Origin of the sequence: Solimonas flava DSM 18980, from assembly GCF_000426685.1 — a bacterium.
In the GTDB taxonomy this organism is placed as follows: Bacteria; Pseudomonadota; Gammaproteobacteria; order Nevskiales; family Nevskiaceae; genus Solimonas; species Solimonas flava.
In genome coordinates, this window is the sequence record NZ_AUFV01000003.1 from 356,009 (window position 1) to 380,436 (window position 24,428).

Sequence of the window (24,428 nt, forward strand, 5' to 3'; positions counted from 1 at the left end):
CATCCCTGCGTCGACGTGGTGGCGAGCATCGAATTTCGCCGCGGTTGCGGCATTGATGCGCATCAAGCGGGGTCGCCGCGGTCCCGGCGAGACTGCTTTTTCCGGGCCGGATTTCGAGTCCGGCGGGACGCGAGCGCTGCCGTACTAACAGTGCGTTGACGCAGCGCTCCCGAAAATGCGCGGTGTTTTTCGGAAGAGTCGAGCTTTACGTGTCCACGGAATCAACTGTCTCGAAGACGCCAGCCGCCGCTGGCATGCCGCGTCCGCTGCCCGGCGCGGGGCTGTTCGCCTGGCTGCAACGTTCGGCGCTGGAGCTGCTGGCCGGCCGCATCGAGATTTCGGCCTTGTCGCTCGTCGTGCTCGTGGTCTTCTATTTGGCCACGACGCAGAACTTCGCACTGGCCCATGCCGTCGTCAATTCGCTGCCGTCGCCGTTCACGATGCAGGAATGGCGCATCGTCGGCTCGGTCGCGATCACGCTCGTCAACCTGCTGTTCCTGATGCTGGTGCCGTTCAGCGCGCCGCGCGTGGTCAAGCCGCTGGCGATCGCGATGCTGCTGACCGCCGCGGTCTGCAGCTACTTCATGGATACCTTCGGTGCGGTCATCGACAAGTCGATGATCCAGAACGTGGCGCGTACCGACGCGCATGAGGCCGGCGACCTGCTGCACGGCTGGTTCTGGCTGCACGTGGCCATGTTCGGCCTGCTGCCGGCGGCGGTCGTGCAGCGCCTGCGTGTGCGCCGCGAGAACGCCTGGCCGGCGCTGGCGCGCCGTGCCGGTCTGGTGCTCGGCATCCTCGTGCTGCAGCTCGCCGTGCTCGGCCTGCAGTACAACGCGCTGTCGTTCTGGGGCCGCAACCACCGCGAGATCCGCCTGCTGATCAACCCGTTCGCGCCGGTCAACGCGGCGATCCGCTACGTCGGCAGCCAGCTGCCGAAAGGCCGGCAGAAGCCGCTGCAGCTGATCGCCGCCGACGCCGTGCTCGCGGCGCCGGCCCGCGAGCGGCCGCTGCTGGTCGTCTGGGCGGTCGGCGAGACCGCGCGCGCCGAGAACTTCGAGCTGAACGGCTACCGCCGGCCGACCAATGCGGCGCTGGCCAAGGTGCCGGACCTCATCAATTACGACAACGCCAGCTCCTGCGGCACGGCCACGGCCGTGTCGGTGCCGTGCATGTTCTCCGGCATGAAGCGGGCGCAGTACAAGGAAAGCCGCGCCGAACGCCAGGAGAACCTGCTCGATGTGTTCGCGCGCCTGCATCTCGGCGTGCAGTGGTGGGACAACAACTCCGGCTGCCAGGGCGTCTGCAAGCGCATCGAATCCGTGCGCCTCGACAACGCCAATGATCCCGCCTATTGCGACGCCAACGGCTGCAAGGACGGCATCCTGCTCAAGGGGCTGGACGGTGCGGTGCCCGCGGCCGGCCAATCCAAGCTGCTCGTGCTGCACATGCAGGGCAGCCACGGCCCGGCCTATTTCAAGCGCTACCCGGAATCGGCGCGCGTGTTCACGCCGGATTGCCGCGACGAGAACGTGCAGCGCTGCTCGCACGAGGAAGTGGTCAACGCCTACGACAACACGCTGGCCTATTCGGACAGCGTGCTCGCCGACCTGATCGCGCGCCTGCGCCAGCGGCAGGATGTCGATTCCGTCGTCATCTACGTCTCCGACCATGGCGAGAGCCTCGGCGAGAACGGCATCTACCTGCACGGCCTGCCGTACTCGATCGCGCCGTCGCAGCAGACGCACGTGCCGCTGATCGCCTGGTTCTCGGACGGTGCGCGCCGCTCGCTCGGCGTCGATCTGGCCTGCGTGCAGCGCGGCGCCGAAGCGCCGGTGTCGCAGGACAACCTGTTCCACACCGTGCTCGGTCTGTTCTCGGTGCAGACCTCGGCCTACGAGAAGGACGAGGACCTGTTCGCGTCCTGCCGCAAGGCGGCCCCGGCGCTCGCCGGCGACGCCGCTCCGGCCCCGGCCGGCAAGGCCCGGCAGGGCTGAGGGCTCCGCGGGCGTCGCGCCCGCGGTCTGCCGCTTCGCGTCGATCCGGGCTCGGAGCGCAACGGTCCGCCGGCGCCGCGGAGGCGATCCGGCGGCGGTGACCGGCTCCGGCTCCGGCGACGAATGCCGGCCACGTGTGCTGTCGTCCCCATCGCGAAGACGCTAAGGTGCGCCCACCCTGAAGTGCGTGCCGTCATGCGTTCCGACCTTCCGACGCTGTATCACGATCCGACGTCCGAGCCGTCGCGCGCGGTGCGCTGGCTCAGTCTCGAAGCGGGCATGGCGCTGCGCGTCGAGCCGGTGCTGCTGACGCGCGGCGATCACCGCCGGCCGGCGTTTCTCGCGATCAATCCGCGCCACCAGGTACCGGCGCTGTCGCACGGCGACTTCCATCTCAGCGAGGCGACGGCGATCGCCCGCTATCTCGCCGAGTGGCATGGCGCGGCGGAGCGCTGGTTCGGCGGCTCGCTGCGCGAGCGGGCGCGGATCAACCAGCGGCTGTCCTGGTATCACACCAACCTGCGGCTGAAGCTCACGCTGAACTATTTCCTGCCGGCGCTGCTGATGCCGGCCTACCTCGGCGTGCCGCCGCCGGCGCCGGCCGAGGCGGCGGCGCTGCGCGCGGCTTTCGCCGAGACGCTGGCCCAGCTCGATGCCTTTCTGGCCGAGGCACCGTTTGTCGCCGGCGAGCGGCCGACGATGCCGGACCTGCTGTTCGCCAGCGAGCTGTTCGCGCTCGACGTCGACGCCGCGCGCGACGACGCCCTCGGCGCGCACGCCCGGATCGGCGCCTGGCTGCAGACGATGCGCGCGCAGCCGCAGTACGCGGCCGCGCATCGGCACTGGAACGCGGTGGTGCCCGGCGTGCGCGCGCGGCTCGCCGGACGCATGCCGGTCAGCGGTGATCCAGCCTGGGTCGCGGCGGTCTGCGCGCGGATCGGTCTGGACGAAGGAGACTTGTAATGACGAACGGACGTTGCCTGTGCGGCGGCGTGCGCTTCCGCATCGACGCCGCGCTGGCGCCGATCCAGCTCTGCCATTGCGCGCAGTGCCGGCGTGCGCAGGGCAGCGCGTTCGCCGCCAACATTCCGGTGCCGGCGGCGGCGTTCCACCTGCTCGCCGGCGAGGCATTGCTGACGGCCTATGCGTCCTCGCCGGGCAAGCAGCGCGTGTTCTGCTCGCGCTGCGGCTCGCCGGTCTACAGCCGCCGCGACGCGCAGCCGGACGTCCTGCGCGTGCGCGCCGGCCTGCTCGACGAGCCGCTGGCGACGCGGCCGGGCCTGCACATCTACGTCGCCTCGCAGGCCGGCTGGTGGACGATCGCCGACGCGCTGCCGCGCCACGACGCGTCGGCGCCCTGAGGAAGGAGTGCCATGAAAGAACCTGCCGAATTTCTCGTCCTGTCGCGCGGCCAGTGGGACGCCGACGCGCCGGCCGAGGCGATCCAGGAGGCGATCGACCGCTTCTACGCCTGGCACGACCGTCTGGTCGCCGAAGGCCGCATGCGCGCCGGCCAGCGTCTGGCGCCGGGGCGGCGTCTGGTGACGCGGCAGGGCGTGCTCGACGGGCCGTATGCCGAGGCCAAGGAGGTGATCGGCGGCTACTGGCATATCCTCGCCGCCGATCTCGACGAAGCGGCGGCGATCGCCGCACAGAATCCCTGCCTCGCGTTCGGCCTGGCGTTCGAGATCCGCCCGATCGAGCCGGTCCGCGCCAGCGCCTACCTCGTCAGCTGCGAGACGTCGTCGCGCTGAGCGCTGCGACGCCGCCCGCTTCCGGCGGCGGCGACGGCCGGTGATGATGGAGGTCCGTCCCGGAGCCCCGATCATGCAGCGTGGACTCATCAATCATCTCGACCTCACGGTCAGCGATCTGGCGCGCTCGACGGCGTTCTACGACGCCGTGCTGTCTCAGCTCGGCTACCGGCGCACGACGACCTACGCCGGCAGCGTGCCGAACTGGGAGCTGCAAGCCGGTCCGGTCGCGCTCAGCCTCGGCCTGCACGCGGCGCGCCACGCGGTGCCGCACGACCGCTACGCGCCGGGCCTGCACCATCTCGCGTTCCACGTGCCGAGCCGCGCCGAAGTCGAGGCGATGCACGCGCGGCTGCAGCAGCTCGGCGCCACGGTGCTCGACGCGCCGGCCGAGTACGACTACACGTCGGGCTACTACGCGCTGTTCTTCGCCGATCCCGACGGGCTCAAGCTCGAAGTCGTGCACGAGCCGCGCTTCGACCGCGCCGGCGACTGAGCCCGGACGCCGGCCGGAACTCGCGCGGCCGGCCGCGGGTCTAGGCCTGGCGCCGCGCTGTTCCGTCCGCGCGGCGGACGGCGGCGCGGCGGACGGCGGCGCGGCAACCGGGGTTTCATCGCCTTCCTGCTGTTCTTCGGGCTGTTCCGCACCGCGGTCGCGGACTGGAACCCGATCCCGTCCGGCTCGATGCGGCCGAGCCTGCTCGAAGGCGACGTGGTCTACGTCAACCGCCTCGCCTACGACCTCAAGCTGCCGCTGACCGACGTCGTGCTCGCGCACACCGGCGCGCCGCGCCGCGGTGACATCGTCACCTTCCATTCGCCGGCCGACGGCAAGCGCCTGATCAAGCGCATCGCCGCGCTGCCCGGCGACACCGTGCAGATGCGCGACAAGCAACTCGTCGTCAACGGCGTGCCGGCGCACTACGCGCCGCTCGGCACGGTGCGCGAACACCTCGCCGACGGCCGCGACGTCGACGCGCTGCGCCTCGACGAGACGGCGCAGGGTCGCGCGCACGTCGTGCAGTGGGTCAGCGCGCCCGGCACGCTGGCGCAGGACAACTTCGGCCCGCTCGTGGTGCCGGCCGGCCAGTACCTGATGCTCGGCGACAACCGCGACAACAGCGCCGATTCGCGGTACTTCGGTTTCGTGCCGCGCGAGCGCCTGATCGGCCGCGCCGTCGCCGTGCTGGCGTCGGCCGACATCACCGGCGACTGGGCGCCGCGCTTCGAGCGCTTCGGCGAGGCGCTGGACTGAGAAAGGCGCCGCCGGCGTTCACGCTCCGCACACGAAAAACGCGCCCGGCCTTGCGACCGGGCGCGTCGGAACGCGAATGCCGCGCGCGGACTTCAGGCGGCGCGCGCCACCGTCGGCAGCGGCTGGAAGTCGACCTTCTCGCGTACCGCGCAGGCCGGGCACGGCCAGTTCGCCGGCAGACGCGCCCACGGCGTGCCCGGCGCGATGCCCTCGTGCGGGCAGCCGGCGGCGGCATCGTAGACGTACGAGCAGTTCGGGCAGAGGTAGCGGTCGGCGTCGGCCGCGACGCCCGCTGCCGGTGCGGCGGCCGGCGTCGCGGTGGCGGCCGGCGTCGCGCGCAGCGGCGCACGCTGCCAGCGCTCCAGCAGCGCGGCGCGCTTCGGGGCGTGGAGATGGGCCTTGCTCAGGTCGCCACGGTGATGGGCCGCGACGCGATGATCCATCATGCGGAACCACAGCGGCGGGCAGTAGGCGACGAGGATCATCGACGAATAGCCGGACGGCAGCTGCGGACTGTCGTCGAAGTGGCGCAGGGCCTGGTAGCGGCGCGTCGGGTTGGCGTGGTGGTCCGAGTGGCGCTGCAGCTGGTAGAGGAACAGGTTGGTGACGATGTGGTTGCTGTTCCACGAGTGGCGCGGCGCGCAGCGCTCGTAGCGGCCGGCCTTGTCGTCGTACTGGCGCAGCAGGCCGTAGTGCTCGATGTAGTTGACGACCTCGAGCAGCGTGGCGCCGAAGAAGGCCTGCGCGACCAGGAACAGCAGCGCCCACGGGCCGAGCCACAGGGACAGCGCGCCGAACAGCACGACGGTCAGCGCCCAGGACTGCAGGTTCTCGTTCGACAGGCTCCACACGCGCTTGCCGTTGCGCTTCAGGCGTTCGGCCTCGATGTGCCAGGCCGAGCGCAGGCTGCCGGCCATGGTGCGCGGCAGGAAGGCCCAGAAGCTCTCGCCCATCCGCGAGCTGGCCGGATCGATCGGCGTGGCGACGTTCTTGTGATGGCCCTTGTTGTGTTCGATGAAGAAGTGGCCGTAGGCGACCGGTGCCAGCGTCAGCCGCGCCAGCCAGCGTTCGAGCGCGTTGGTCTTGTGGCCGAGCTCGTGGCCGGTATTGATGGCGATGCCGTTGATGATGCCGACGCTCAGCGCGATGGCGCCGAGGTTCCACCACGCGTAGTCGCCGGTCGCGAACAGCCAGGCGCCGAAGATCGTCGCCGCGAACTGCGCCGGGATGTATGCGAACACGATCGCGCGGTAGTAGCGGTCCTGCTCGAGGCCGGCGACGGCGCTGTCCGGCGGATTGGTCGGGTCGGTGCCGATCAGCGTGTCGAGCAGCGGCAGCAGCCCGTACATGAAGACCGGCATGCCCCACAGGAACAGGCTGTTGCCGGTCGTGTACGCGAGCAGCAGGCACGACAGCGACAGCACCGGCACCAGCGGGCTCAGCAGCCAGAGGTAGCGCTTGCCGTCGCGCCAGGACTGCGGCGGTGCCGCGAGCGTCGAGGTGTTCATGAACGATTCTCCTTCGATCCGTCTGGGATGCCGCGTGCGTTTGCGAATGCCGCGGCACTGTTGGAATGCCGATGCATTGTGAGCGGCGCCATCGGCTGCGATCCTGTCATTTATTGACATCACCCTGTCTTTTTCAGACAGTGCCGTCCGGACCCGCATTTGGACCCGCGACCCGAGCCGCGACATGAAGCGCAATGACCCCGAAGTGCCGGCGCGCTACTACGTGCGCATGGGCGAGGTGCTCGCCGCGCGCGGCGTCGACGTGCTCGCGCTGCTGCGTGCGGTACGCCTGAAGCCGGAGGCGATGGCCCTGCCGGAGGCCAAGCTGCGCTGGAGCCAGGTCGAGGCGCTGGTCGCGCAGGTGCTGGCGATGCCGGGCCTGGCCGATCTGGCGTTCGACGTCGGCCGCGTGCTGAAGCCGAGCTCGCACGCCAGCGTCGGCTTCGCGATGCTCAGCAGTCCCGACATCGACTATGCGCTGCGCGTGCTGGCGCGTTATTTCCGGCTGGTGATGCCGAGCTTTCGCATGCACTACCGCGCCGCCGGCGGCCGCACCGAGATCCGCTACGCGCCGGCCTTTCCGCAAAGCCACGCCTGCCTCGCGTTCCATCTGGAGGCGATCGCCGCGGCGACGTACTGGGAGATCAAGATGCTGAGCAGCGGCGAGATGCCGGCGAGCCAGCTGCACTTCTCGGTGCCGCCGCCGCTGCACGTCGCGCGTTACGCCGAGCTGAGCGGCGCGCAATGCCACTTCGGCAGCATCGGCTCGCCCGGCGTGCGCCTGCTGTTCGATGCCGACTTCACGCGCCATCCGCTGCCGATGGCCGATGCCGGTGCGCTGAAGATGGCGGAAGCGCGCTGCGCCGAACTGCTGCGCAACGCCGTCGCGGTCGGCCAGGTGCGCGACTGGGTGGCGATGATGCTGCGCGAGAGCGCCGACGGCATGCCGACGCTCGGCGAGCTGGCGCAGACGCTGAACCTCTCGCCGCGCACGCTCGATCGTTACCTCAAGCGCGAGGGCGCCAGCTTCCGCACGCTGGCGCTGCAGGTCCGGCACGAGCGCGCCTGCGAGCTGCTGCGGCGCGGCCTCAGCGTCACGCAGATCGCGCACGAACTCGGCTACACCGACGCTTCCAACTTCACGCGCGCGTTCCGCCGCGCCGCCGGCCGCGCGCCGAGCGCGCACCGGCAGCGCTAGCGCCGGCTCAGTCGGCGGCGCAGGGCACCGCGACCGGCGCGGCGGCGCGCCGGCGTTCGAGCTGGCGCGCCCACAGCGCCACGCCGACCGCCGCCAGCGGCAGCAGCGCGCCGGCCCAGGTCACCGCACCGAGGCCGTAGCCGTGGCCGATCACCGTGCCGCCGAGCCAGGCGCCGGCGGCGTTGCCGAGATTGAACGCGCCGATGTTGAAGCTCGACGCCAGGCTCTGGCCGGCGCCCTGCACCTTGTCGAGTACCCACATCTGCAGCGGCGGCACGGTCGCGAACGAGGTCGCGCCGAGCAGGCCGACGAAGAGCACCGCGAGCGTGCGGTCGTGGATCGCGAAGCGCATCAGCACCAGCGTCGCGGTCAGCGCCAGCAGCGTGCCGAGCAGCGCCGCGTAGAGGCGGCGGTCGGCGAGCCGGCCGCCGAGCAGATTGCCGACGATCAGGCCGCCGCCGAACACCAGCAGGATCGGCGATACCGCTTTCTCGGAGAAGCCGCTGATCTCGGTGAGGATCGGCGCGATGTAAGTGAACACCGCGAACATGCCGCCGAAGCCGAGCACCGTCGTCAGCAGGCCGAGCAGCACCGGCGCGCGGGCCAGCGCGCGCAGGTCGGCGCGCCAGTCGCCGGCCTCCGGCGCGCCGGCGTTGCGCGGCACCAGCAGCGCGATCACCGCGAAGGCGACCACGCCGACCGCCGATACCGCCCAGAACGTCGCGCGCCAGCCGAAGCTCTGGCCGAGCCAGGTCCCGAACGGCACGCCGAGGATGTTGGCGACGGTCAGGCCGGTGAACATTACGGCGATCGCCGAGGCGCGTCGCGCGGGCGCGACCAGACCGGTCGCCACCACCGAGCCGACGCCGAAGAACGTGCCGTGCGCGAAGGCGGTGAAGACGCGCGCCGCGAGCAGCGTCGCGTAGTTCGGTGCCAGCGCGCAGGCGAGGTTGCCGAGCGTGAAGATCGCCATCAGCGCCAGCAGCACGGTCTTGCGCGGCCAGCGCCCGGTCGCCACCGTCATCAGCGGCGCGCCGACCACGACGCCGAGCGCATAGCCCGAGATCAGAAAGCCGGCGGCCGGAATCGACACGCCGAGATCGCCGCTGACCTGCAACAGCAGGCCCATGATGACGAACTCGGTGACGCCGATGCCGAAGGCGCCGGCGGTGAGGGCATAGAGGGCGAGAGGCATCGCGACGCTCCACAGGACACGAGAAAAGGGGCGCTACGATGCTCGCCTTCGCGATTGATGATAAGAATGTCGCCAGGCACGACGATCTTGCATCGGAATCACGAATCGGCGGACCCATGGACAATCGCAGCGGCGAGATCGAAGTGTTTCTGCGCGTCGTCGACGGCGGCAGCTTTGCCGCGGCGGCAAAGGTGCTGCGCGTCACGCCGTCGGCCGTCAGCCGCACGATCGCGCGGCTCGAAGCGCGGCTCGGCGTGCGCCTGCTGCAGCGGACCACGCGCGCGCTGACGCTGACCGCCGAGGGCGAGGCCTTCCGTGTGCGCGCCCAGGCCATCGCCGCCGAGATCGACGATCTGGAGCGCAGCTTCACGGCCGCACGCGCCGAAGCGCGCGGCCGCCTGCGCGTGACGGCGTCGGTGCCGTTCGGCCTGCACTGCCTGCTGCCGGTGCTGCCGGAATTCCTCGAGCGCCATCCGCAGGTGAGCGTCGATCTTTCGCTGACCGACGCGCTCGTCGATCTCGTTGACCAGCGCATGGACGTCGCCGTGCGCCATGGGCCGCTGCGCGACTCGACGCTGCGTGCCCGCCCGCTCGGCGCCAGCCGCTGGATCGTCGCCGCCGCGCCGGCCTACCTGCAGCGCCACGGCACTCCGCGCACGCCGGCCGAGCTGGACCGCCACAACTGCCTCAACTTCAACTTCCGCCGCGTGCTCGAAGGCTGGAACCTGCGCCCGGCGCCGGGCAGCGCCAACGCGCCGCAGCGACAGGCGGTGCACGGCAACTTTTACGGCAACTCCGGCGAAGCGCTGCGCCTGATGGCAGTGGCCGGCGCCGGCATCGTGCGGCTCGCGCACTTCCTGATCGGCGCCGACCTCGCCGCCGGTCGTCTCGTGCCCCTGCTTGAGGATTACGCGCCGGGCGACCGCGAAGAGATCCACGCCCTCTATCTCGGCCACGACAAGCCGGCGGCGCGCGTCCGCGCGTTCGTCGATTTCCTGGTCGAGCGCGCGACGGTGACTGAATGAGGGGGCCGCGCGGCTTGCCGGTGCCGGCGCCAAGCCGGATGTGGGCGCTCTCGATCCCGCCGCTCGAACGCGCGTTCGGATGGGCCGTCAGGCGGCCGGAATATCCGCCGTTCAACGCCCTGGACCGTGTGATGAACTTTCCGACCGTGTCGGCCGGCCTGACGGCACATTACCCGTGCCAACCGATGAGCGTCGGGCTTAAAGAAAAAATGCGTGTGCTCGTATTGTCGTCCGCACTTCTCCTGGCAGCCTGTGGAAAGGGGGCTGCTGAAAGAGAGGTCTTCTTTGGCTGCGAAGCGCCGGGAGGGCAGTTCAGGGCGGAGTTCTTTCGAGAATTCGGCGGCGGCGCCGCGGGCTGGCAGTACGAGGCTGTGGCTGTATTCGAGCGCGGCGTCAGCTCGCCCGCACGGATCCTGACTCTCAAGCAGGGCTACGACGTGAATTTATCGTGGCAGTCTGCCACTGAGTTAAAAGTAAGCTACCCAGATGCAGCGCGAGTAGACCACTGGCAAAGCTGGTTCGGGCGCATGGCCGATGGCAAGGTGGTCCTTGAGCCTGTTCCATCTAGGCAAGGGCGATTTGTTTCGCGAAAGAGCGGATGCATAAACGCCCAGTAAGCTGCTCAGGTCGACCGCCTCCCCTCCGGCGGCCCCCCATGCGGGCGCCGAGTGCCGGGAAGTCTTCGTGCGCGTTCTTCAAAACATCCGGTGAAGTTGGAGGCGATGCGCCATGGGTCTGACGAAGAAGCAAGGTGACGCGCTGATCTGCGTGCTCAAGGATCGTTTCGAGACGAACGTGGGTCGACACAAAGGCATCGACTGGTCTTGGGTGCAGGCGCGGATTTCGGCAGAGCCGGGGAAGCTGCAGTCGCTTCACGAAATGGAAGCGACCGGCGGTGAGCCGGACGTCATCGGCCACGACAAGAACACCGGGCAAGTCATCTTCTGTGACTGTTCCGCCGAAAGCCCCGGCGGCCGCAGAAGCCTGTGCTTCGACCGTGATGCGCTGGACTCGAGAAAGGAGAACAAGCCGGCCGGCAACGTCGTGGACATGGCGGCGGCCATGGGCATCGAACTGCTGACCGAGGCGCAGTATCGCGAGCTGCAAAGACTCGGCTGCTTCGATGCCAAGACATCCAGCTGGATCGTGACGCCGCCGGAGATCAGGAAACTCGGCGGCGCGCTGTTCGGTGATCGCCGCTACGACTCGGTGTTCGTGTACCACAACGGCGCCCAGTCGTACTACGCGGCCAGAGGGTTTCGCGGCCTGTTGCGGGTTTAGCAAAAGACGTTGGTGCGAGGCCTTGCTCTACCGCCGCGTGCAAAACCGATCGACGTCACGCTCCAGAAAACCGATTGGACCGACACTCCGCATGTCGCCGAAACCGACCGAATAGGCCGCCACGATCGAATCCTTGTGAACGTCCAGACCCACAAAGGCGGTGCTATCGTTTGCCATGCTGAGCTCCGCTGAAGGAAACCGACTGATGAGCGTAGTCCTGACTCGCTCCTGCGGCTCTGGCGCTTCGCTAACCCGCGTTACGGCCTTTGCGAAGGTCAGCGCCTCTGACGGCGGAAGTCATATTGTCTAGAGTTCAAAGAGGGGAGTTATGGCCGTAACGGTGACAGAGGTCGTTGAGGCGTTTGATCTCTTATTCGCTTCAATGCATCGAAAAGAGTTTTGCAAGACCCTGCGTCTCAAGGAATATACAGAGCGCGAACTTCAGCCTATTGTCAGGTCGTTCCTGCTGGGTTATTTCGGAGAATCTCTTGTTCCGGAGGCAAAGGCTGTTCTTCCGGGGTCCCTAAGCGGTAGCGGTCGCGTGGACTTCCTCGTAGGGAACGTTGCTATTGAGCTGGCGGTACGCAGCAAGGGAAAAGCCAAGGCGAACATTTCGTCTTCGGTCAATACGAAAGAAATCAAGAAGCTGATAAAGCATGATGGGCTGGCTGTTATGGTGCTGCTCGACTTTTCGGACACGCCAGCCACAGACCACGATATCGAACGGTTCAGAGAATGGCCGTCTCTGGGAAAAGGCAATCACACGAAGTCGCCGTTCAACGTGGCGTATTTCTACAAGAAGCGAACTAAAGCGCTGTCACTTGGTTGCATAACCAAGAACATCCGCGTCGAATGAGCACTAACAACAGTACATGGACTCCTCCCGCAAGCCCGCAGGTGAAGTGAACCGCTGATCGCGGCGTGCGAAGGTGGTTGCCGTCGTAAGTTTGGCTTCGTCGAGAGCCTGCGTTGCAGGCAGAGCCTTCATGGAAATCCTCGCCGGGAGAGCCACACGTTCGCAACGAACTTTTTGCCGCGCTCACGCTGGTCATCGGCTTTGTTTCCCGGGCGGTTCGATGCGGATCCGGCGCTTCGCTAACCCGAGTTACGGCCTTTGCGAGGCCGGTACCATGACGGTGAATGTCATGCAGTCTGGGCCATGCATGGAGGCCGGCTTGCCGCGATTGCCGCGCCGGTGTTACCGTGGTGACACCTGATTTGCGGAGTGCCTGGCAATGTCCACGACCTCTTTGAAGCTTCCCGAAGACGTAAAACAGCTGGCGGTCGCAGCAGCAAAGCAACAAGGCGTTACCCCGCATGCATTCATGGTCGACGCCATTCGTGCCGCTGCCACGAATGCGGAGCGGCGGGCGCAATTCGTGGCGGACGCTGTTGCTTCGAGGAAAGAAGCCCTTGAATCCGGAAAGGGGTACGCAGCCGACGAAGTGCACGCGTACATGCGCGCTCGGGCGCAGGGCATGTCCGCCAAGAAGCCCAGAGCAAAAGCTTGGCGCGCGTAATCTATGCCGATCGTGCGCTCGCCGATCTCGGCCGGCTCACCGACTTTCTCTTGCAGGCCGAGCCGGCCGTAGCGCTGGAGACGGTTGATCTCATCGCCGAAGCCGTACAGATCCTTGAGAATCATCCGCTGATCGGGCGCTCCGCGGAGCAAGGGCTAAGAGAGCTTGTGATTTCTCGCGGCAAGTCTGGATATGTCGCGTTGTATAGCCATGAGCAGGAGCAGGACGTCGTACTGATCTTGTCGATAAGACATCAGCGCGAATCCGGCTATGCGCTGGAGTAGCTGGGGTGCCTCCGGTAAAGCGGTGACGGACTCTCCGCAGGCCCGTAGGTGAAGTGGAACGCTGATCGCGGCAAGCGCAGGTTGCAGCCGTGCATGCGGCGGCGCCGAGGGCTTGCGACGTGGCCCGCCGCGCCTAATGCACCATCAGGAACACCTGCAGCTCGCCGACGAGGAAGCCCAGCACGGCGCCCACGGTGATGAGGACCCACTCGTCTTCCTTGAACACCGGCCGCAGCATGCCCTCGAACTGCTCGGGACTCAGGGCCTGCATCTTGCGGATGAGGGTGTTGCGGATGTCCATCGCGTCTTCGGCGTAGTGGTTGATGGACTGCAGGGCGTGCGGCAGCTCGCGCATCAGGCTTTCGGCGACGGCGACTTTCATGTCCGCGTATTTGCGTGAGCCGATCAGCATCGCCACCAGCGGCCGCGCGGCGCCGGCCTGTTCGTCGACGGCGAGCTTGACGTGGTGCTGCAGCAGCTCGAACAAGCGGTCCGACAGCGGGCCCTTGAGCACCGCCTCCCAGACCTTGTCCGGCGTGAGGATCTGGTCGGCGATCAGGTTGCCGTAGTCGTGCGCGACTTCCTGCTGGCGGCGCAGGAACAGGCCTTGCACGGTCAGCCCGAGCACGCGCCGCGGCCGCAGCGGGCGGAACAGCATCTGCAGCGCGAGCCAGTCGCTGGCGAAGCCGACGAACAGGCCGAAGGCCGGCAGCATCCAGGGCTGTTTCCAGATGACCCAGCAGATCATCTGCACGATGCCGATGCCGAAGCCGAAGTAGAAGCCGGCGGTGCCGAAGAATTTGAACTCCTGGCGGCCGGTTTCCCAGAAGATGCGGTTGAGCAGCTTCTTGTCGCGCACGAGGTTGCCGACGACCATGGTCTTGAGGTCGAACAGCTCTTCGATGTGGGTGTGGATGTCGCGCATGATGCCGGCGACCATGCCGGGCAGGTCGCCCTGCACGCGCTGCACGATGCGGCGCCGCACGAACTCCGGCAGCGTGCTCCACAGGCCGGGCTGGAAACGCTCGGCGACGTCGCGGGTGATGCGGTCCATCGCGTCGATCAACGCCGGCTCCAGCTCGCGGGCGACGCGGTCCGGATCGAGCCGGGTGAAGACTTCGCGGACGCTGATCAGCTGCGAGGTCATCAGGTCGACGGAGATGCCTGCCATCTTCGCCGCGTTTCGCGGGATAATGCCCTGCCAGCCGAGGTACGGGGCCTTGAGTCCGATGAATTCGATGGGCTGGAACATCATGCGGATCGCCACCACCTTGGTGACGTAGCCGATGATGGCGCTGACGAAAGGCAGCGAAAGATAAATCCAGAAGTGCTGTCGGACGTCCGCCGCGATCGCGTGCCAGTCAAGCCAATGCGTCAACCACTCCATTCCCTGCTCCCCCCGGGCGACGGCCGGCGCGTTCGGCCACCGTCTTTTAGATTTGCTCTGATGATCCGGATTGTGCCCAAGCCCCCGCGCGCTGCCTATCGGCCGCACCGCCAGCCATGACCATCGCGGCGGCCACTCTCGATGCCGTACGGGCGACGCTGGACGCCGCCCGCGACGAACTGCTGGCGCGCGATCACGCCGGCTTCGTGCGCCTGCTCGAACGCGCGCGGCGCGGCGCGAAGGTCGATCTGGCGCGGCTCGATCGCGATGTGGCGCAGGCCAAGCTGCGCTATGAGAACCGCCAGCGCGCGCGGCCGGTCTCGATCCGCTATCCGGACGAGCTGCCGGTGGTGCAGGCCAAGGACGAGCTGTGCGAGGCGATTCGCAACCATCAGGTCGTCGTCGTCTGCGGCGAGACCGGTTCGGGCAAGACCACGCAGCTGCCGAAGCTGTGCCTGGAGCTGGGCCGCGGCGCGCGCGGCCTGATCGGTCATACACAGCCGCGGCGTCTGGCCGCGCGCAGCGTCGCCAATCGCATCGCCAGCGAGCTCGACACGCGGCTCGGCGAGCTGGTCGGCTACGAGACGCGCTTCGATCGCCGCGTCTCCGAGCGCTCGCTGGTCAAGCTGATGACCGACGGCATCCTGCTCGCCGAGCTGGGCCGCGACCATCTGCTCACCGCCTACGACACCATCATCATCGACGAGGCCCACGAGCGCAGCCTCAACATCGACTTTCTGCTCGGCTGGCTCAAGCGCATCCTGCCGCAGCGGCCGGACCTGAAAGTGATCGTCACCTCGGCGACGCTCGATCCGGAAAAGCTGTCGCGGCACTTCAACGACGCGCCGATGCTGTTCGTCTCGGGCCGTACCTATCCGGTCGAGATGCGCTACCGGCCGCCGGCCGACGACGGCGATCAGGAAGGCGCGATCGCCGCGGCGATCGACGATCTCTGGCGCGGCCGGCCGAACGGCGACGTGCTGGTGTTCCTGCCCGGCGAGCGCGAGATCAGCGACGCCGCGCGCGTGCTGAGCGGTCGCTTCCAGCGCGCCGAAGTGCTGCCGCTGTATTCGCGGCTGGCCGCGAACGCGCAGGATGCGGTGTTCTCGCCGGGCAAGCAGCCGCGCATCGTGCTGGCGACCAACGTCGCCGAAACCTCGGTGACGGTGCCCGGCATCCGCTATGTCGTCGACACCGGCACCGCGCGCATCAACCGCTTCGCGCCGCGCACCGGCGTGCAGCAGCTGCAGATCGAGCCGGTCTCGCAGGCCGCCGCCAATCAGCGCGCCGGCCGCTGCGGCCGCCTCGGCCCCGGCATCTGCGTGCGCCTCTACGGCGAGGACGATTTCGCGGCGCGGCCGGCGTTCACCGATCCGGAAATCCGCCGCGCCAATCTGGCCGGCGTGATTCTCAGCATGACGGCACTGGGCCTCGGCGATGTCGAGGCGTTTCCGTGGGTCGATGCGCCGGACAGCCGCCACGTCGCCGACGCCTACCGCGTGCTGCAGACGCTCGGCGCGCTCGATGAGGCGCGCCAGCTGACGCCGCTCGGCCGCGAGCTGGCGCGCCTGCCGCTCGATCCGCGCGTCGCGCGCATCGCGCTCGCCGGCCGCGGCAGCAGTGCGCGCGAGGCGATCCTCGTGCTGGCGGCGGCGATGTCGGTGCAGGACCCGCACGAAGTGCCGGCCGAGGCGCAGGACGCGGCGCGGCAGAAGCACGCCGGCTGGCGCCATCCGCGCTCGGATTTCCTCACGCTGCTCAAGCTCTGGCAGCAGTGGCGCGACTGGAGCGACAGCCACTCGAACCGCCAGCTGCGCCGCATCTGCCGCGAGCATTACGTCTCCTTCCTGCGCATGGAGGAATGGGAGGCGGTGCATCGCCAGATCCGCGATCTGGCCAGCGACGAAAGCGGCCGGCCGGCATCGGACGCGCGCTGGACCAACGAAGCGCTCGACGAGCTGTACGTGCCGGTCCATGAAGCGCTGCTGGCCGGTTTGATCGATCACATCGGCCACAAGCTGCCGGAGAAGAACGAGTACCAGGGCCCGCGCAACCGCCGCTTCAAGATCCATCCGGGTTCGGCGCTGATCAAGAAGCCGCCGCAATGGGTGATGAGCGCGCAGCTCGCGCAGACCACGCAGCTGTACGCGCGCACCAATGCGGCGATCGAGCCGGACTGGCTGGAGCGCGTCGCGCCGCATCTGGTCAAGCGCGTGCTGCTGCATCCGCAGTGGAACGCCGAGCGCGGCGAGGTGACGGCGACCGAGCACGTCAGCCTGCTCGGCCTGCCGCTGCTGACGCGTGCGCGCCACTACGGCTCGACGCATCCGCTCGAAGCGCGCGAGATCTTCATTCGCGAGGCGCTGGTCGGCGGCCATCTGCCGCGCAAGCCGGCTTTCCTCGACGCCAATCTGCAGCTGATCGAAGCGATCCGCGACAAGGAAGCCAAGATGCGCCGCCCGGACCTGCTGGCCGGCGACGAACAGTTCTACGCGTTCTATGACGCGCGCGTGCCGCCCGAGGTGTGCACGGCGGCGGCGCTGCGCAGCTGGCTCAAGCGCGAGCCGCAGGCGCAGAAGGCGCTGACGATGGCGGAGGCCGACGCGCTGCGGCCGGGCGCCAATGCCGACGTCGAAAGCCTGTTCCCGGATCGCCTGGAACTCGGTGGCGTCACGCTCAAGCTTTCGTACTCGCACGAGCCCGGCGAGGAGCACGACGGCGTCACCTTCCACATCCCGCTCGCGCAGGTCCACCAGCTGCCGGCGGAGCGCTTCGAGTGGCTGGTGCCGGGCCTGCGCGCGGCCAAGCTCGAAGCGCTGATCCGCACGCTGCCGCAGCATCTGCGGCGCCAGGTGATGCCGGCCGCCGAATACGCGCAGGCCCTGAACGCGCGTCTGACGCCGGACGACGGCGCGCTGCTGCCGGCCATGTGCACGGCGCTGCAGGCGATGACCGGCGTGCGCCTGGAGCCCTCGGATTTCGCGCCGGACCGGCTCGAAGCCTATCTGCGGCCGCGTCTGCAGCTGGAAAACGACAAGGGCGCCGTGCTCGGCGTCGCCGACACGCTCGACGGCCTGCGCGGCCGCTTCAGCGGCGACGCCCGCCGCGCGCTGAACCAAGCGGCGAGCCGCGACGACACCCTCAAGCAGTGGGCGCGCGAGAAGCTGGGCGACTGGGATTTCGACGCGCTGCCGGAATCGGTGCCGCTGCCCGGCGGCGCGCGCGGCTATCCGGCGCTGGCTGCGCACGACGGCCAGGTCGATCTGCGCCTGTTCGAATCGCGCGAGGCCGCCGCCGCCGCGCATCGCGCCGGCACGCGGCAGCTGCTGCTGCTGCGCATGCCCGAGCGCCTGCGCGATCTGGCCAAGAACGCACGCCTGAAGCTGGCGCTGCTGGCCGTGCCGTTCCAGCTCGACGTCGACAAGATCGCGCTGCAGCTGGCCGCGCGCGCCGCCGACGCCAGGCTGCTCGACGCGCCGGTGCGTACGCGCGCCGATTTCCAGGCCGCGCTCGAACGCCGCGCGGCGTTCAGCCTCGACGCGCAGGCGCGGCTCGACAGCCTCGTCAACTGGCTCAACGCGGCGCTGGCGATCCGCAGGACGCTGGACGCCTGCAAGAGCAAATGGCCGCTGTCGGCCGCCGACATGCAGGCGCAGCTGGCGAGTCTGTTCGGCGCCGACTTCGTGCTGGCGATCCCCGATCCGCAGTGGCCGCGCGTCGCGCTCTATCTGCGTGCGCTGCAGGTGCGGCTCGAACGCCTGCCGCAGAAACCGGTGCGCGACGAGGATCTGACCAAGCAGCTGGCGCCGTTCGCCGAGAAGCTGCCGGATCTTGCGCAGCCGGCGCGCTGGCTGCTCGAAGAATGGCGCATCGCCCTGTTCGCGCAGGAGCTGAAAGCCGTCGGCCGGCCGTCGCCGCAGGCGCTGCGCGAAGCGCTGGCGCAGCCCCGGCCATGAACGCGCAGCGCTGGCTGGCGGTCTGCGGCAGCCTGCGCCGGCAGTCGTCGAACCGGGCGCTGCTCGATGCGCTGCCGGTGCTGGCGCCGGACGGCGTGCGCATCGTGTGCCATCCGCTCGACGCGCTGCCGCCGTTCAATCCGGATCTGGAGGGCGACCTGCCGGCGCCGGTGCGCGCGTGGCGCGCCGCCGTCGCCGCCGCCGACGGCCTGCTGATCTCCAGTCCCGAATACGCGCACGGCGTGTCCGGCGTGATGAAGAACGCGCTCGACTGGCTGGTCGCCGGGCCGGAATTCGTCGGCAAGCCGGTCGCGCTGCTCAACGCCACGACGCGCGCCGGGTTCGCGCCGGCGCAGCTCGCCGAGACGCTGCGCACCATGTCGGGGGTCGTCGTCGACGCCGCCGGCCTGAGTCTGCCGCTGCTCGGCGGCACCCGCGACGGCGCCGCGATCGTCGCCGAGCCGGCGCTCGCGGCGCCGTTGCGTACGGCGCTCGCGGCCTTCGCCGCGGCGATTGCCACGCGCGGCTAGCCGCGCCGGCCACCGCGCCGGTTGCCGCCGGACTGGCGGGCGCCGACAATTCGCCCTCCCGCTCGTTCCCGGATTGCCCATGATTGCCGCGCAGGATCGCCTGATCGCCGCGCTCGACGTGCCGACCGCCGCCGATGCCCGCCAGCTCGTCGCCACGCTCGGCGACGCCGTGCACTTCTACAAGATCGGCCTCGAGCTCTTGATGGCGCCGGGCTTCTTCGAGCTGCTCGACGCGCTCAAGGGCGAGGGCAAGAAGGTCTTCGTCGACCTCAAGTTCTTCGACATTCCCGAGACCGTCGCGCGCGCCGTGCGCAATCTGTCCGAGCGCGGCGCCGACTTCTGCACGGTGCACGGCAACCAGTCGATCATGGAAGCGGCCGCCAAGGCCAAGTCCGGCGCCACCAGGGTGCTCGCGGTGACGGCGCTGACCAGCCTCGATCAGGGCGATCTGAACGATCTGGGTTTCCAGTGCGACGTCGCCGCGCTGGTGCTGTCGCGCGCGCGCCGCGCGCTGGCTGCCGGCTGCGATGGCGTGGTGTCCTCGGGCCTGGAAGTCGCGAAGCTGCGCGCCGAAGCGCCGCGCGAGCTGATCTGCGTGACGCCCGGCATCCGCCCGGTCGAGAATCGCGTCGAGGCCGATCAGAAACGCATCATGACGCCGGCCGCGGCGATCAAGGCCGGCGCCGACTATCTCGTCATCGGCCGGCCGATCCGCGACGCCGCCGATCCGCGCGCGATGGCGCAGCAGATCCAGGCCGAGATCGCGCAGGCGCTCGCCGAGGCGGGCCGCGCATGAGCATCCGCACGCTCGACAACGACCGCTTCCTGCGCGCGCTGAAGCGCCAGCCGGTGGACTACACCCCGACCTGGATGATGCGCCAGGCCGGACGCTACCTGCCGGAGTACCGCGAGAGTCGCAAGAAGGCCCGCGACTTCATGGCGCTGTGCCGCAATCCGGAGCTGTGCTGCGAGGTTACGCTGCAGCCGCTGGCGCGCTACGGTCTCGACGCCGCGATCCTGTTCTCCGACATCCTGACGATTCCCGATGCGATGGGCCTGGGCCTGCGCTTCGTCGAGGGCGAGGGCCCGGTGTTCGACCGCCCGGTGCGCGACGAACGCGCGATTGCCCAGCTGCCGGTGCCGGACCCGAACGTCGAGCTGCGCTACGTGATGGACGCGGTGACGACGATCCGCGCCGCGCTCGGCAACCGCCTGCCGCTGATCGGCTTCTCCGGCAGCCCGTGGACGCTGGCGACCTACATGGTCGAGGGCGCCGGCGGTTCGGACTTCGTGACGATCAAGCGCATGGGCTACGACGCGCCCGAGCTGCTCGACAGCCTGCTCGCCAAGCTGGCGGCGTCCGTCAGCCTCTATCTGGAAGCGCAGCTCGCCGCCGGCGCCGACGCGCTGATGGTGTTCGACACCTGGGGCGGCGTGCTCGCGCCCGACGACTATCTGCGCTTCTCGCTGCAGCCGATGGCGAAGATCGTCGCCCACCTCAAGCGCGTCGCGCCCGAGGTGCCGGTGATCCTGTTCACCAAGAACGGTGGCCAGCATCTCGAAGCGATGGCCGATACCGGCTGCGACGCGCTGGGCCTGGACTGGACCACCGATCTCGGCGCGGCGCGTGCGCGCGTCGGCTCCCGCGTCGCGCTGCAGGGCAATCTCGACCCGGCCTGGCTGTTCGCCGGCCCGGCGAAGATCGAGGCCGCGGTGGCACGCACGCTGGCGAGTTACGGTCCGGGCCCCGGCCACGTCTTCAATCTCGGCCACGGCATCCTGCCGACGACGCCGCCGGAGCACGCGGCGGCGATGATCGAGGCGGTGCGCCGCCTGAGCCCCGCGTACCATCGGGCCGACTGACGCGCTGCGCCGGCGCGCGGGGCGCCGGCGTCAGGCTTTCGATGAGGAGTTACCGCGATGCTTTCGGTGATCTTTCCGCCCAGCGTGGTCGGCGTCATCACCGCCGCCGCGATCCTGCTGACAACGGTTGCCGCGTTCCTGCTGCTGCTGCCCGCGATCCTCCTCAAGCTGCTGCCGTACCGCCCGCTGCAGCGCGCCTGCAGCCATTGGTGCGTGTGGGTGGCGACCAACTGGGCGTCGAACAACAAGATCATCCTGCGCCTGCTGCACGCCGTGCAGTGGGAGGTCGATGTGCGCACGCCGCTCGATCCGCGCGCCAACTACCTGCTGATCGCCAACCACCAGTCCTGGGCTGACATCCTGCTGCTGTTCGACATCCTGCACGGGCGCGTGCCGTTCCCGCGCTTCTTCCTCAAGTACGAACTGCTGTACGTGCCGGTCATCGGTCTGGCCTGCTGGGCGATGGATTTTCCGTTCATGCGCCGCTACAGCCCGGCGCAGCTCGCGGCGCGACCGGAACTGAAGGGCAAGGATCTCGAAGCGACGCGCCGCGCCTGCGAGCTCTACCGCAGCGAGCCGGTCACGGTCATCAACTTCCTCGAAGGCACGCGCTTCACCGAGGCCAAGCGCGTCGCCAAGCGCTCGCCGTACCGCCATCTGCTGCGGCCGAAAGCCGGCGGCATGTCGTTCACGCTCAATGCGATGGGCGAGCAGTTCGCCGGCGTCATCGACGTCACCATCGCCTACCGGCCGACCCGCAAGCCGCTGCTGTGGAGCTGGTGCTGCGGCGAGCAGGATCAGATGGACGTCCACGTCGACGTGCTGCCGATCCCGGCCGAGCTGATGCACGGCGACTACGAGAACGATGCCGAATTCCGTGCCCGCTTCCAGGGCTGGATCAACACCGTCTGGACGCGCAAGGACGCCCGCCTCAACCGCCTGCTCGGCGGCCGTCCGGCGGTGCAGGCGCCGCGCCCGGCGGCGCTGTAACGATTCGCCACGTCCGGCGCCGGACCGCGATGTCCGGCGGGCGGATCGCCACGTTCGTCAGCTGCCTGAAGACGGGGCGCCGCCGCCTCGCATAATCGGCTCCTTTGCCGTCCGGAGCCGTCCATGCGCATCGGCGTGGTCGCCGACGCCACTTGCGATCTGCCGTCGGAGTTCATCAAGTCGCACGACATCGGCATCCTGCCGGTGACGATCCAGCTCGGCGACGAGCTGCTCGACGACGTCCGCGATCCGCGCGCGACGCGGCGCTTCTATGCGCGCCAGCTGGCGCAGCGCGACTTCGACGCCGACACCGTTGCCTACAGCGTCGAGCAGACGCGGGCCCTGCTGCTGCGGCGCATCGTGCCGTTCTACGACTACGCGTTCTGCATCACCATCAGCGCGACACGCAGCAGCACGTTCGAGAACGCCGCCAAGGCCTCGTTCTCGATTCTCGCCGACGAGCAGTCGGCGCCGACGGCGCGCGGCCCGTTCGTGCTGCGCGTGGTCGATTCGCGCACGGCGCTGGCCGGCACCGGCGTGCTGGTCGCGGAAGCCGCCAAGCGCGTGCGCGACGGCATCACGCCGTTCGAGCTGCGCCGCCATCTCGACGCGCTGCGCGATCACGTCTGCACCTACCTCGTGCCGGGCGATCTGTACTACGTGCACCACCGCGCGCAGAAGAAGGGCGAACGCAGCGTCGACTGGCTCAGCTATGCGATCGGCACCGCGCTCGATCTGCGGCCGGTGATCCTCGCCTACCGCGGCGATACCGAGCCGGTGGCGCGCGTGCAGGGCTACGAGCGCGCGGTCGCCGGTGCGTTGGCGCAGGTGGCGCGGCAGATCGAGCACGGCGCGCTGTACGTGCCGCATGTCGCCATCAGCTACGGCGGCGAACTGACCGAGCTGCAGCGGCTGCCGGGCTACGACGCGCTGCGCGAAGCCGCGGCGCGGCGCGGCGTCGAGCTGCTCGAGAGCGTGATGTCGGCGACCTCGGCGGTGAACATCGGCGCCGGCTGCGTGTCGGTCGCCTATGCCGGCGAGCGGCGTCCGTTCAGCGAGTAAGCGGGGCTTCGCGCGGGCTTCAGCTTTCGACCGCGGCGACCAGCGCCTGCAGCTGCGCGAGGCGCTCGGCGAGTTCCGCATCGCTGGCCGCCGTCACCGTCGCATGGCCGACCTTGCGCTGCGGCTTCGGCGTCTTGCCGTAGTGATGGATGTGCACGCCGGGAATCGCCGCCAGCGCGGTGTTCTTCGGTGCGTCGCCGATGAAGTTCACCATCACGCTCGGGCCGCGCAGCGCGGTCGAGCCGAGCGGCAGGCCGGCGATCGCGCGCAGGTGGTTCTCGAACTGCGAGCAGACCGCGCCCTCGATCGTCCAGTGCCCGGAGTTGTGCACGCGCGGCGCGATCTCGTTGGCGAGCAGCTGGCCGCCGTCCGGGCCGGCGGCGACGAAGAACTCGAAGGCGAGCACGCCGACGTAGCCGAGGTGTTCGCAGACGCGTCGCGCGTAGTCCTCGGCGTGGCGCTGCAGCGGATCGTTGGCCTGCGGCGTCGCCGTGCGCAGGATGCCGTCGCGATGCACGTTCTCGACGACCGGGTAGAAGCGCATCTCGCCGTCCTGGCCGCGCACCGCGAGGCAGGAGACTTCGCGCTCGAACGGCACGAACGCTTCGAGGATCAGCGCCTGGCCGCCGAGCTTGGCCCAGGCGGTGTCGAGATCCTCGGGCTTTCTCAGCACGGCCTGACCCTTGCCGTCGTAGCCGAGGCGGCGCGTCTTCAGCACCGCCGGCAGGCCGATGTTGCGCACCGCGAGATCGAGCGCTTCGCGCGTCGCCACCGGCATGTAGCGCGGCACCGGGATGCCGAGCTTGTCGAACAGCGATTTCTCCGACAGGCGATCCTGGCCGACGGTCAGCGCGACCGGCGCCGGCAGCAGCGGAATGCGCGCGGCGATGGACTCGGCGGTCTTCGCCGGCACGTTCTCGAACTCGTAGGTGGCGAGGTCGACGGCGTCGCAGAAATCGGCGAGCGCCTTTTCGTCGACGTAGTCGGCGTGGATGTGCGCGCCGAGCGGCGCGGCGCAGGCTTCGGTCGCCGGATCGAGGAACACGAAGTCGAAATCGAGCGGATAGCCCGCCAGGGCCAGCATCCGACCCAGCTGGCCGGCCCCCAGGATGCCGATTTTCATGCGGGCAGCTTCAGCGGTTCGTCGTCGAGGACTTTGGCGGTCTGGCGGCTGCGGAACGCGTCGAGCCGCGCCGCGAGGCGCTTGTCGGTGGTGGCCAGGATCGCGGCCGCGAGCAGTGCGGCGTTGGTGGCGCCGGCCTTGCCGATCGCCAGCGTCGCGACCGGGATGCCGGCCGGCATCTGCACGATCGACAGCAGCGAGTCGAGGCCGTTGAGGGCCTTGCTCTGCACCGGCACGCCGAGCACCGGCAGCGCGGTCTTGGCGGCGCACATGCCGGGCAGATGCGCGGCGCCGCCGGCGCCGGCGATGATCACGCGCAGGCCGCGGCCGCTGGCCTGTTCGGCGTATTCGAACAGCAGATCGGGGGTGCGATGCGCCGAGACCACGCGTGCCTCATACGGCACGCCGAGATCTTCAAGCGTTTGCGCCGCATGCGCCATCGTCTCCCAGTCGGAGCGAGAGCCCATGATGAGACCGACGACGGCGCGGGGTGCGGCGGG

Annotated in this window: 25 protein-coding genes; 19 read left to right on the forward strand and 6 right to left on the reverse strand. The window is 69.1% G+C overall.

The annotated features are described in order from the left end of the window. The first annotated feature begins 254 nt into the window (after positions 1 to 254). From K343_RS0106690 to lepB, 6 genes are all read left to right on the forward strand, one after another. Complete coding sequence (locus K343_RS0106690) at positions 255 to 1,997, forward strand: phosphoethanolamine transferase (protein WP_028007391.1); 1,743 nt, start codon at positions 255 to 257, stop codon at positions 1,995 to 1,997. 195 nt (positions 1,998 to 2,192) lie between these two features. Then, entirely contained in the window at positions 2,193 to 2,960 is a 768-nt protein-coding gene (locus K343_RS0106695) for a glutathione S-transferase family protein (protein ID WP_043112266.1), read from the forward strand. Continuing rightward, positions 2,960 to 3,358, forward strand: coding sequence for a GFA family protein (locus tag K343_RS0106700; protein WP_028007393.1), 399 nt, complete (start codon positions 2,960 to 2,962; stop codon positions 3,356 to 3,358). Before K343_RS0106695 ends, K343_RS0106700 begins: the two co-directional genes overlap by 1 nt. Before the next feature lie 12 nt (positions 3,359 to 3,370). Next, positions 3,371 to 3,751, forward strand: coding sequence for a YciI family protein (locus tag K343_RS0106705; protein WP_028007394.1), 381 nt, complete (start codon positions 3,371 to 3,373; stop codon positions 3,749 to 3,751). 73 nt (positions 3,752 to 3,824) lie between these two features. Next, positions 3,825 to 4,247 carry a VOC family protein gene (locus K343_RS0106710; protein ID WP_028007395.1) on the forward strand — a complete coding sequence of 141 codons (423 nt, stop codon included), beginning with the start codon at positions 3,825 to 3,827 and terminating at the stop codon, positions 4,245 to 4,247. Between the two features lie 117 nt (positions 4,248 to 4,364). Then, on the forward strand, positions 4,365 to 5,006 hold the full coding sequence (gene lepB / locus K343_RS0106715; protein ID WP_028007396.1) for a signal peptidase I: 642 nt from the start codon (positions 4,365 to 4,367) through the stop codon (positions 5,004 to 5,006). 92 nt (positions 5,007 to 5,098) lie between these two features. Here the strand turns inward: lepB and K343_RS25160 are convergent, their stop codons facing one another. Beyond that, entirely contained in the window at positions 5,099 to 6,514 is a 1,416-nt protein-coding gene (locus K343_RS25160) for a fatty acid desaturase (RefSeq protein WP_028007397.1), read from the reverse strand. A 184-nt stretch (positions 6,515 to 6,698) separates the two neighbouring features. On the opposite strand from K343_RS25160, the gene K343_RS0106725 reads away from it, so the two are divergent. Continuing rightward, the gene (locus K343_RS0106725) at positions 6,699 to 7,712 is read left to right on the forward strand and encodes an AraC family transcriptional regulator (protein WP_028007398.1); all 1,014 of its coding nucleotides are present in this window, start codon (positions 6,699 to 6,701) and stop codon (positions 7,710 to 7,712) included. A gap of 7 nt (positions 7,713 to 7,719) precedes the next feature. Here K343_RS0106725 and K343_RS0106730 read toward each other — a convergent pair whose 3' ends face one another. After that, positions 7,720 to 8,907 carry an MFS transporter gene (locus K343_RS0106730; RefSeq protein WP_028007399.1) on the reverse strand — a complete coding sequence of 396 codons (1,188 nt, stop codon included), beginning with the start codon at positions 8,905 to 8,907 and terminating at the stop codon, positions 7,720 to 7,722. 116 nt (positions 8,908 to 9,023) lie between these two features. Between K343_RS0106730 and K343_RS0106735 the strand changes: the two genes are divergently transcribed. The 3 genes from K343_RS0106735 to K343_RS0106740 all read left to right on the forward strand — a co-directional run bounded on the left by K343_RS0106735 (position 9,024) and on the right by K343_RS0106740 (position 11,213). Next, on the forward strand, positions 9,024 to 9,932 hold the full coding sequence (locus tag K343_RS0106735; protein WP_028007400.1) for a LysR family transcriptional regulator: 909 nt from the start codon (positions 9,024 to 9,026) through the stop codon (positions 9,930 to 9,932). Positions 9,933 to 9,970: 38 nt separating this feature from the next. Beyond that, a complete protein-coding gene (locus tag K343_RS24385) occupies positions 9,971 to 10,549 on the forward strand; it encodes a hypothetical protein (protein ID WP_154662463.1) in 579 nt (192 codons plus the stop codon). Positions 10,550 to 10,661: 112 nt separating this feature from the next. Continuing rightward, entirely contained in the window at positions 10,662 to 11,213 is a 552-nt protein-coding gene (locus tag K343_RS0106740) for a DUF4256 domain-containing protein (protein ID WP_028007401.1), read from the forward strand. 27 nt (positions 11,214 to 11,240) lie between these two features. Here K343_RS0106740 and K343_RS24390 read toward each other — a convergent pair whose 3' ends face one another. Then, on the reverse strand, positions 11,241 to 11,390 hold the full coding sequence (locus K343_RS24390; RefSeq protein ID WP_043112267.1) for a hypothetical protein: 150 nt from the start codon (positions 11,388 to 11,390) through the stop codon (positions 11,241 to 11,243). Positions 11,391 to 11,541: 151 nt separating this feature from the next. On the opposite strand from K343_RS24390, the gene K343_RS23925 reads away from it, so the two are divergent. From K343_RS23925 to K343_RS0106750, 3 genes are all read left to right on the forward strand, one after another. Further along, positions 11,542 to 12,069 carry a hypothetical protein gene (locus tag K343_RS23925; protein ID WP_084615740.1) on the forward strand — a complete coding sequence of 176 codons (528 nt, stop codon included), beginning with the start codon at positions 11,542 to 11,544 and terminating at the stop codon, positions 12,067 to 12,069. A gap of 379 nt (positions 12,070 to 12,448) precedes the next feature. Continuing rightward, positions 12,449 to 12,733, forward strand: coding sequence for a hypothetical protein (locus K343_RS24395; RefSeq protein WP_154662464.1), 285 nt, complete (start codon positions 12,449 to 12,451; stop codon positions 12,731 to 12,733). Continuing rightward, positions 12,721 to 13,017: a type II toxin-antitoxin system RelE/ParE family toxin gene (locus tag K343_RS0106750; RefSeq protein ID WP_028007402.1), complete on the forward strand. Its 297-nt coding sequence runs from the start codon at positions 12,721 to 12,723 to the stop codon at positions 13,015 to 13,017. The genes K343_RS24395 and K343_RS0106750 overlap by 13 nt, the downstream gene beginning before the upstream one ends. A gap of 133 nt (positions 13,018 to 13,150) precedes the next feature. On the opposite strand, the gene K343_RS0106755 is transcribed toward K343_RS0106750, so the two are convergent. Continuing rightward, positions 13,151 to 14,404 carry a DUF445 family protein gene (locus tag K343_RS0106755; RefSeq protein ID WP_051278012.1) on the reverse strand — a complete coding sequence of 418 codons (1,254 nt, stop codon included), beginning with the start codon at positions 14,402 to 14,404 and terminating at the stop codon, positions 13,151 to 13,153. A 116-nt stretch (positions 14,405 to 14,520) separates the two neighbouring features. Here K343_RS0106755 and hrpA point away from each other — a divergent pair, with 116 nt between their 5' ends. The 6 genes from hrpA to K343_RS0106785 all read left to right on the forward strand — a co-directional run bounded on the left by hrpA (position 14,521) and on the right by K343_RS0106785 (position 22,805). Next, complete coding sequence (hrpA, locus tag K343_RS0106760; protein ID WP_051278013.1) at positions 14,521 to 18,360, forward strand: ATP-dependent RNA helicase HrpA; 3,840 nt, start codon at positions 14,521 to 14,523, stop codon at positions 18,358 to 18,360. Then, positions 18,357 to 18,890, forward strand: a complete 534-nt coding sequence (locus tag K343_RS0106765) for an NADPH-dependent FMN reductase (RefSeq protein WP_028007405.1) — start codon at positions 18,357 to 18,359, stop codon at positions 18,888 to 18,890. Before hrpA ends, K343_RS0106765 begins: the two co-directional genes overlap by 4 nt. A gap of 79 nt (positions 18,891 to 18,969) precedes the next feature. Next, positions 18,970 to 19,686: an orotidine-5'-phosphate decarboxylase gene (gene pyrF, locus K343_RS0106770; RefSeq protein ID WP_028007406.1), complete on the forward strand. Its 717-nt coding sequence runs from the start codon at positions 18,970 to 18,972 to the stop codon at positions 19,684 to 19,686. Between the two features lie 2 nt (positions 19,687 to 19,688). Next, entirely contained in the window at positions 19,689 to 20,753 is a 1,065-nt protein-coding gene (gene hemE / locus K343_RS0106775; RefSeq protein ID WP_028007407.1) for a uroporphyrinogen decarboxylase, read from the forward strand. A 57-nt stretch (positions 20,754 to 20,810) separates the two neighbouring features. Next, a complete protein-coding gene (gene yihG / locus K343_RS0106780) occupies positions 20,811 to 21,743 on the forward strand; it encodes a 1-acylglycerol-3-phosphate O-acyltransferase, YihG family (RefSeq protein WP_028007408.1) in 933 nt (310 codons plus the stop codon). Between the two features lie 123 nt (positions 21,744 to 21,866). After that, complete coding sequence (locus K343_RS0106785) at positions 21,867 to 22,805, forward strand: DegV family protein (RefSeq protein WP_028007409.1); 939 nt, start codon at positions 21,867 to 21,869, stop codon at positions 22,803 to 22,805. A gap of 19 nt (positions 22,806 to 22,824) precedes the next feature. Here K343_RS0106785 and K343_RS0106790 read toward each other — a convergent pair whose 3' ends face one another. Both K343_RS0106790 and purE read right to left on the reverse strand, forming a co-directional pair. Further along, complete coding sequence (locus tag K343_RS0106790; protein ID WP_028007410.1) at positions 22,825 to 23,928, reverse strand: 5-(carboxyamino)imidazole ribonucleotide synthase; 1,104 nt, start codon at positions 23,926 to 23,928, stop codon at positions 22,825 to 22,827. Further along, the gene (gene purE, locus K343_RS0106795; protein WP_051101772.1) at positions 23,925 to 24,395 is read right to left on the reverse strand and encodes a 5-(carboxyamino)imidazole ribonucleotide mutase; all 471 of its coding nucleotides are present in this window, start codon (positions 24,393 to 24,395) and stop codon (positions 23,925 to 23,927) included. Before purE ends, K343_RS0106790 begins: the two co-directional genes overlap by 4 nt. Positions 24,396 to 24,428 lie beyond the last annotated feature (33 nt).

Bases quoted from the DNA above. Each gene is read 5' to 3' on its own strand.
- K343_RS0106700 (WP_028007393.1), top strand. From the start codon at position 2,960: ATGACGAACGGACGTTGCCTGTGCGGCGGCGTGCGCTTCCGCATCGAC.
- K343_RS0106710 (WP_028007395.1), top strand. From the start codon at position 3,825: ATGCAGCGTGGACTCATCAATCATCTCGACCTCACGGTCAGCGATCTG.
- K343_RS0106705 (WP_028007394.1), top strand. From the start codon at position 3,371: ATGAAAGAACCTGCCGAATTTCTCGTCCTGTCGCGCGGCCAGTGGGAC.
- K343_RS0106765 (WP_028007405.1), top strand. From the start codon at position 18,357: ATGAACGCGCAGCGCTGGCTGGCGGTCTGCGGCAGCCTGCGCCGGCAG.
- yihG (WP_028007408.1), top strand. From the start codon at position 20,811: ATGCTTTCGGTGATCTTTCCGCCCAGCGTGGTCGGCGTCATCACCGCC.
- K343_RS0106785 (WP_028007409.1), top strand. From the start codon at position 21,867: ATGCGCATCGGCGTGGTCGCCGACGCCACTTGCGATCTGCCGTCGGAG.
- K343_RS0106740 (WP_028007401.1), top strand. From the start codon at position 10,662: ATGGGTCTGACGAAGAAGCAAGGTGACGCGCTGATCTGCGTGCTCAAG.
- K343_RS24395 (WP_154662464.1), top strand. From the start codon at position 12,449: ATGTCCACGACCTCTTTGAAGCTTCCCGAAGACGTAAAACAGCTGGCG.
- K343_RS0106790 (WP_028007410.1), bottom strand. From the start codon at position 23,928: ATGAAAATCGGCATCCTGGGGGCCGGCCAGCTGGGTCGGATGCTGGCC.
- K343_RS0106695 (WP_043112266.1), top strand. From the start codon at position 2,193: ATGCGTTCCGACCTTCCGACGCTGTATCACGATCCGACGTCCGAGCCG.
- K343_RS24390 (WP_043112267.1), bottom strand. From the start codon at position 11,390: ATGGCAAACGATAGCACCGCCTTTGTGGGTCTGGACGTTCACAAGGAT.
- K343_RS0106730 (WP_028007399.1), bottom strand. From the start codon at position 8,907: ATGCCTCTCGCCCTCTATGCCCTCACCGCCGGCGCCTTCGGCATCGGC.
- hrpA (WP_051278013.1), top strand. From the start codon at position 14,521: ATGACCATCGCGGCGGCCACTCTCGATGCCGTACGGGCGACGCTGGAC.
- K343_RS0106690 (WP_028007391.1), top strand. From the start codon at position 255: ATGCCGCGTCCGCTGCCCGGCGCGGGGCTGTTCGCCTGGCTGCAACGT.
- K343_RS0106735 (WP_028007400.1), top strand. From the start codon at position 9,024: ATGGACAATCGCAGCGGCGAGATCGAAGTGTTTCTGCGCGTCGTCGAC.
- K343_RS0106755 (WP_051278012.1), bottom strand. From the start codon at position 14,404: ATGGAGTGGTTGACGCATTGGCTTGACTGGCACGCGATCGCGGCGGAC.
- K343_RS25160 (WP_028007397.1), bottom strand. From the start codon at position 6,514: ATGAACACCTCGACGCTCGCGGCACCGCCGCAGTCCTGGCGCGACGGC.
- K343_RS0106725 (WP_028007398.1), top strand. From the start codon at position 6,699: ATGAAGCGCAATGACCCCGAAGTGCCGGCGCGCTACTACGTGCGCATG.
- pyrF (WP_028007406.1), top strand. From the start codon at position 18,970: ATGATTGCCGCGCAGGATCGCCTGATCGCCGCGCTCGACGTGCCGACC.
- K343_RS24385 (WP_154662463.1), top strand. From the start codon at position 9,971: ATGTGGGCGCTCTCGATCCCGCCGCTCGAACGCGCGTTCGGATGGGCC.
- purE (WP_051101772.1), bottom strand. From the start codon at position 24,395: ATGGGCTCTCGCTCCGACTGGGAGACGATGGCGCATGCGGCGCAAACG.
- K343_RS23925 (WP_084615740.1), top strand. From the start codon at position 11,542: ATGGCCGTAACGGTGACAGAGGTCGTTGAGGCGTTTGATCTCTTATTC.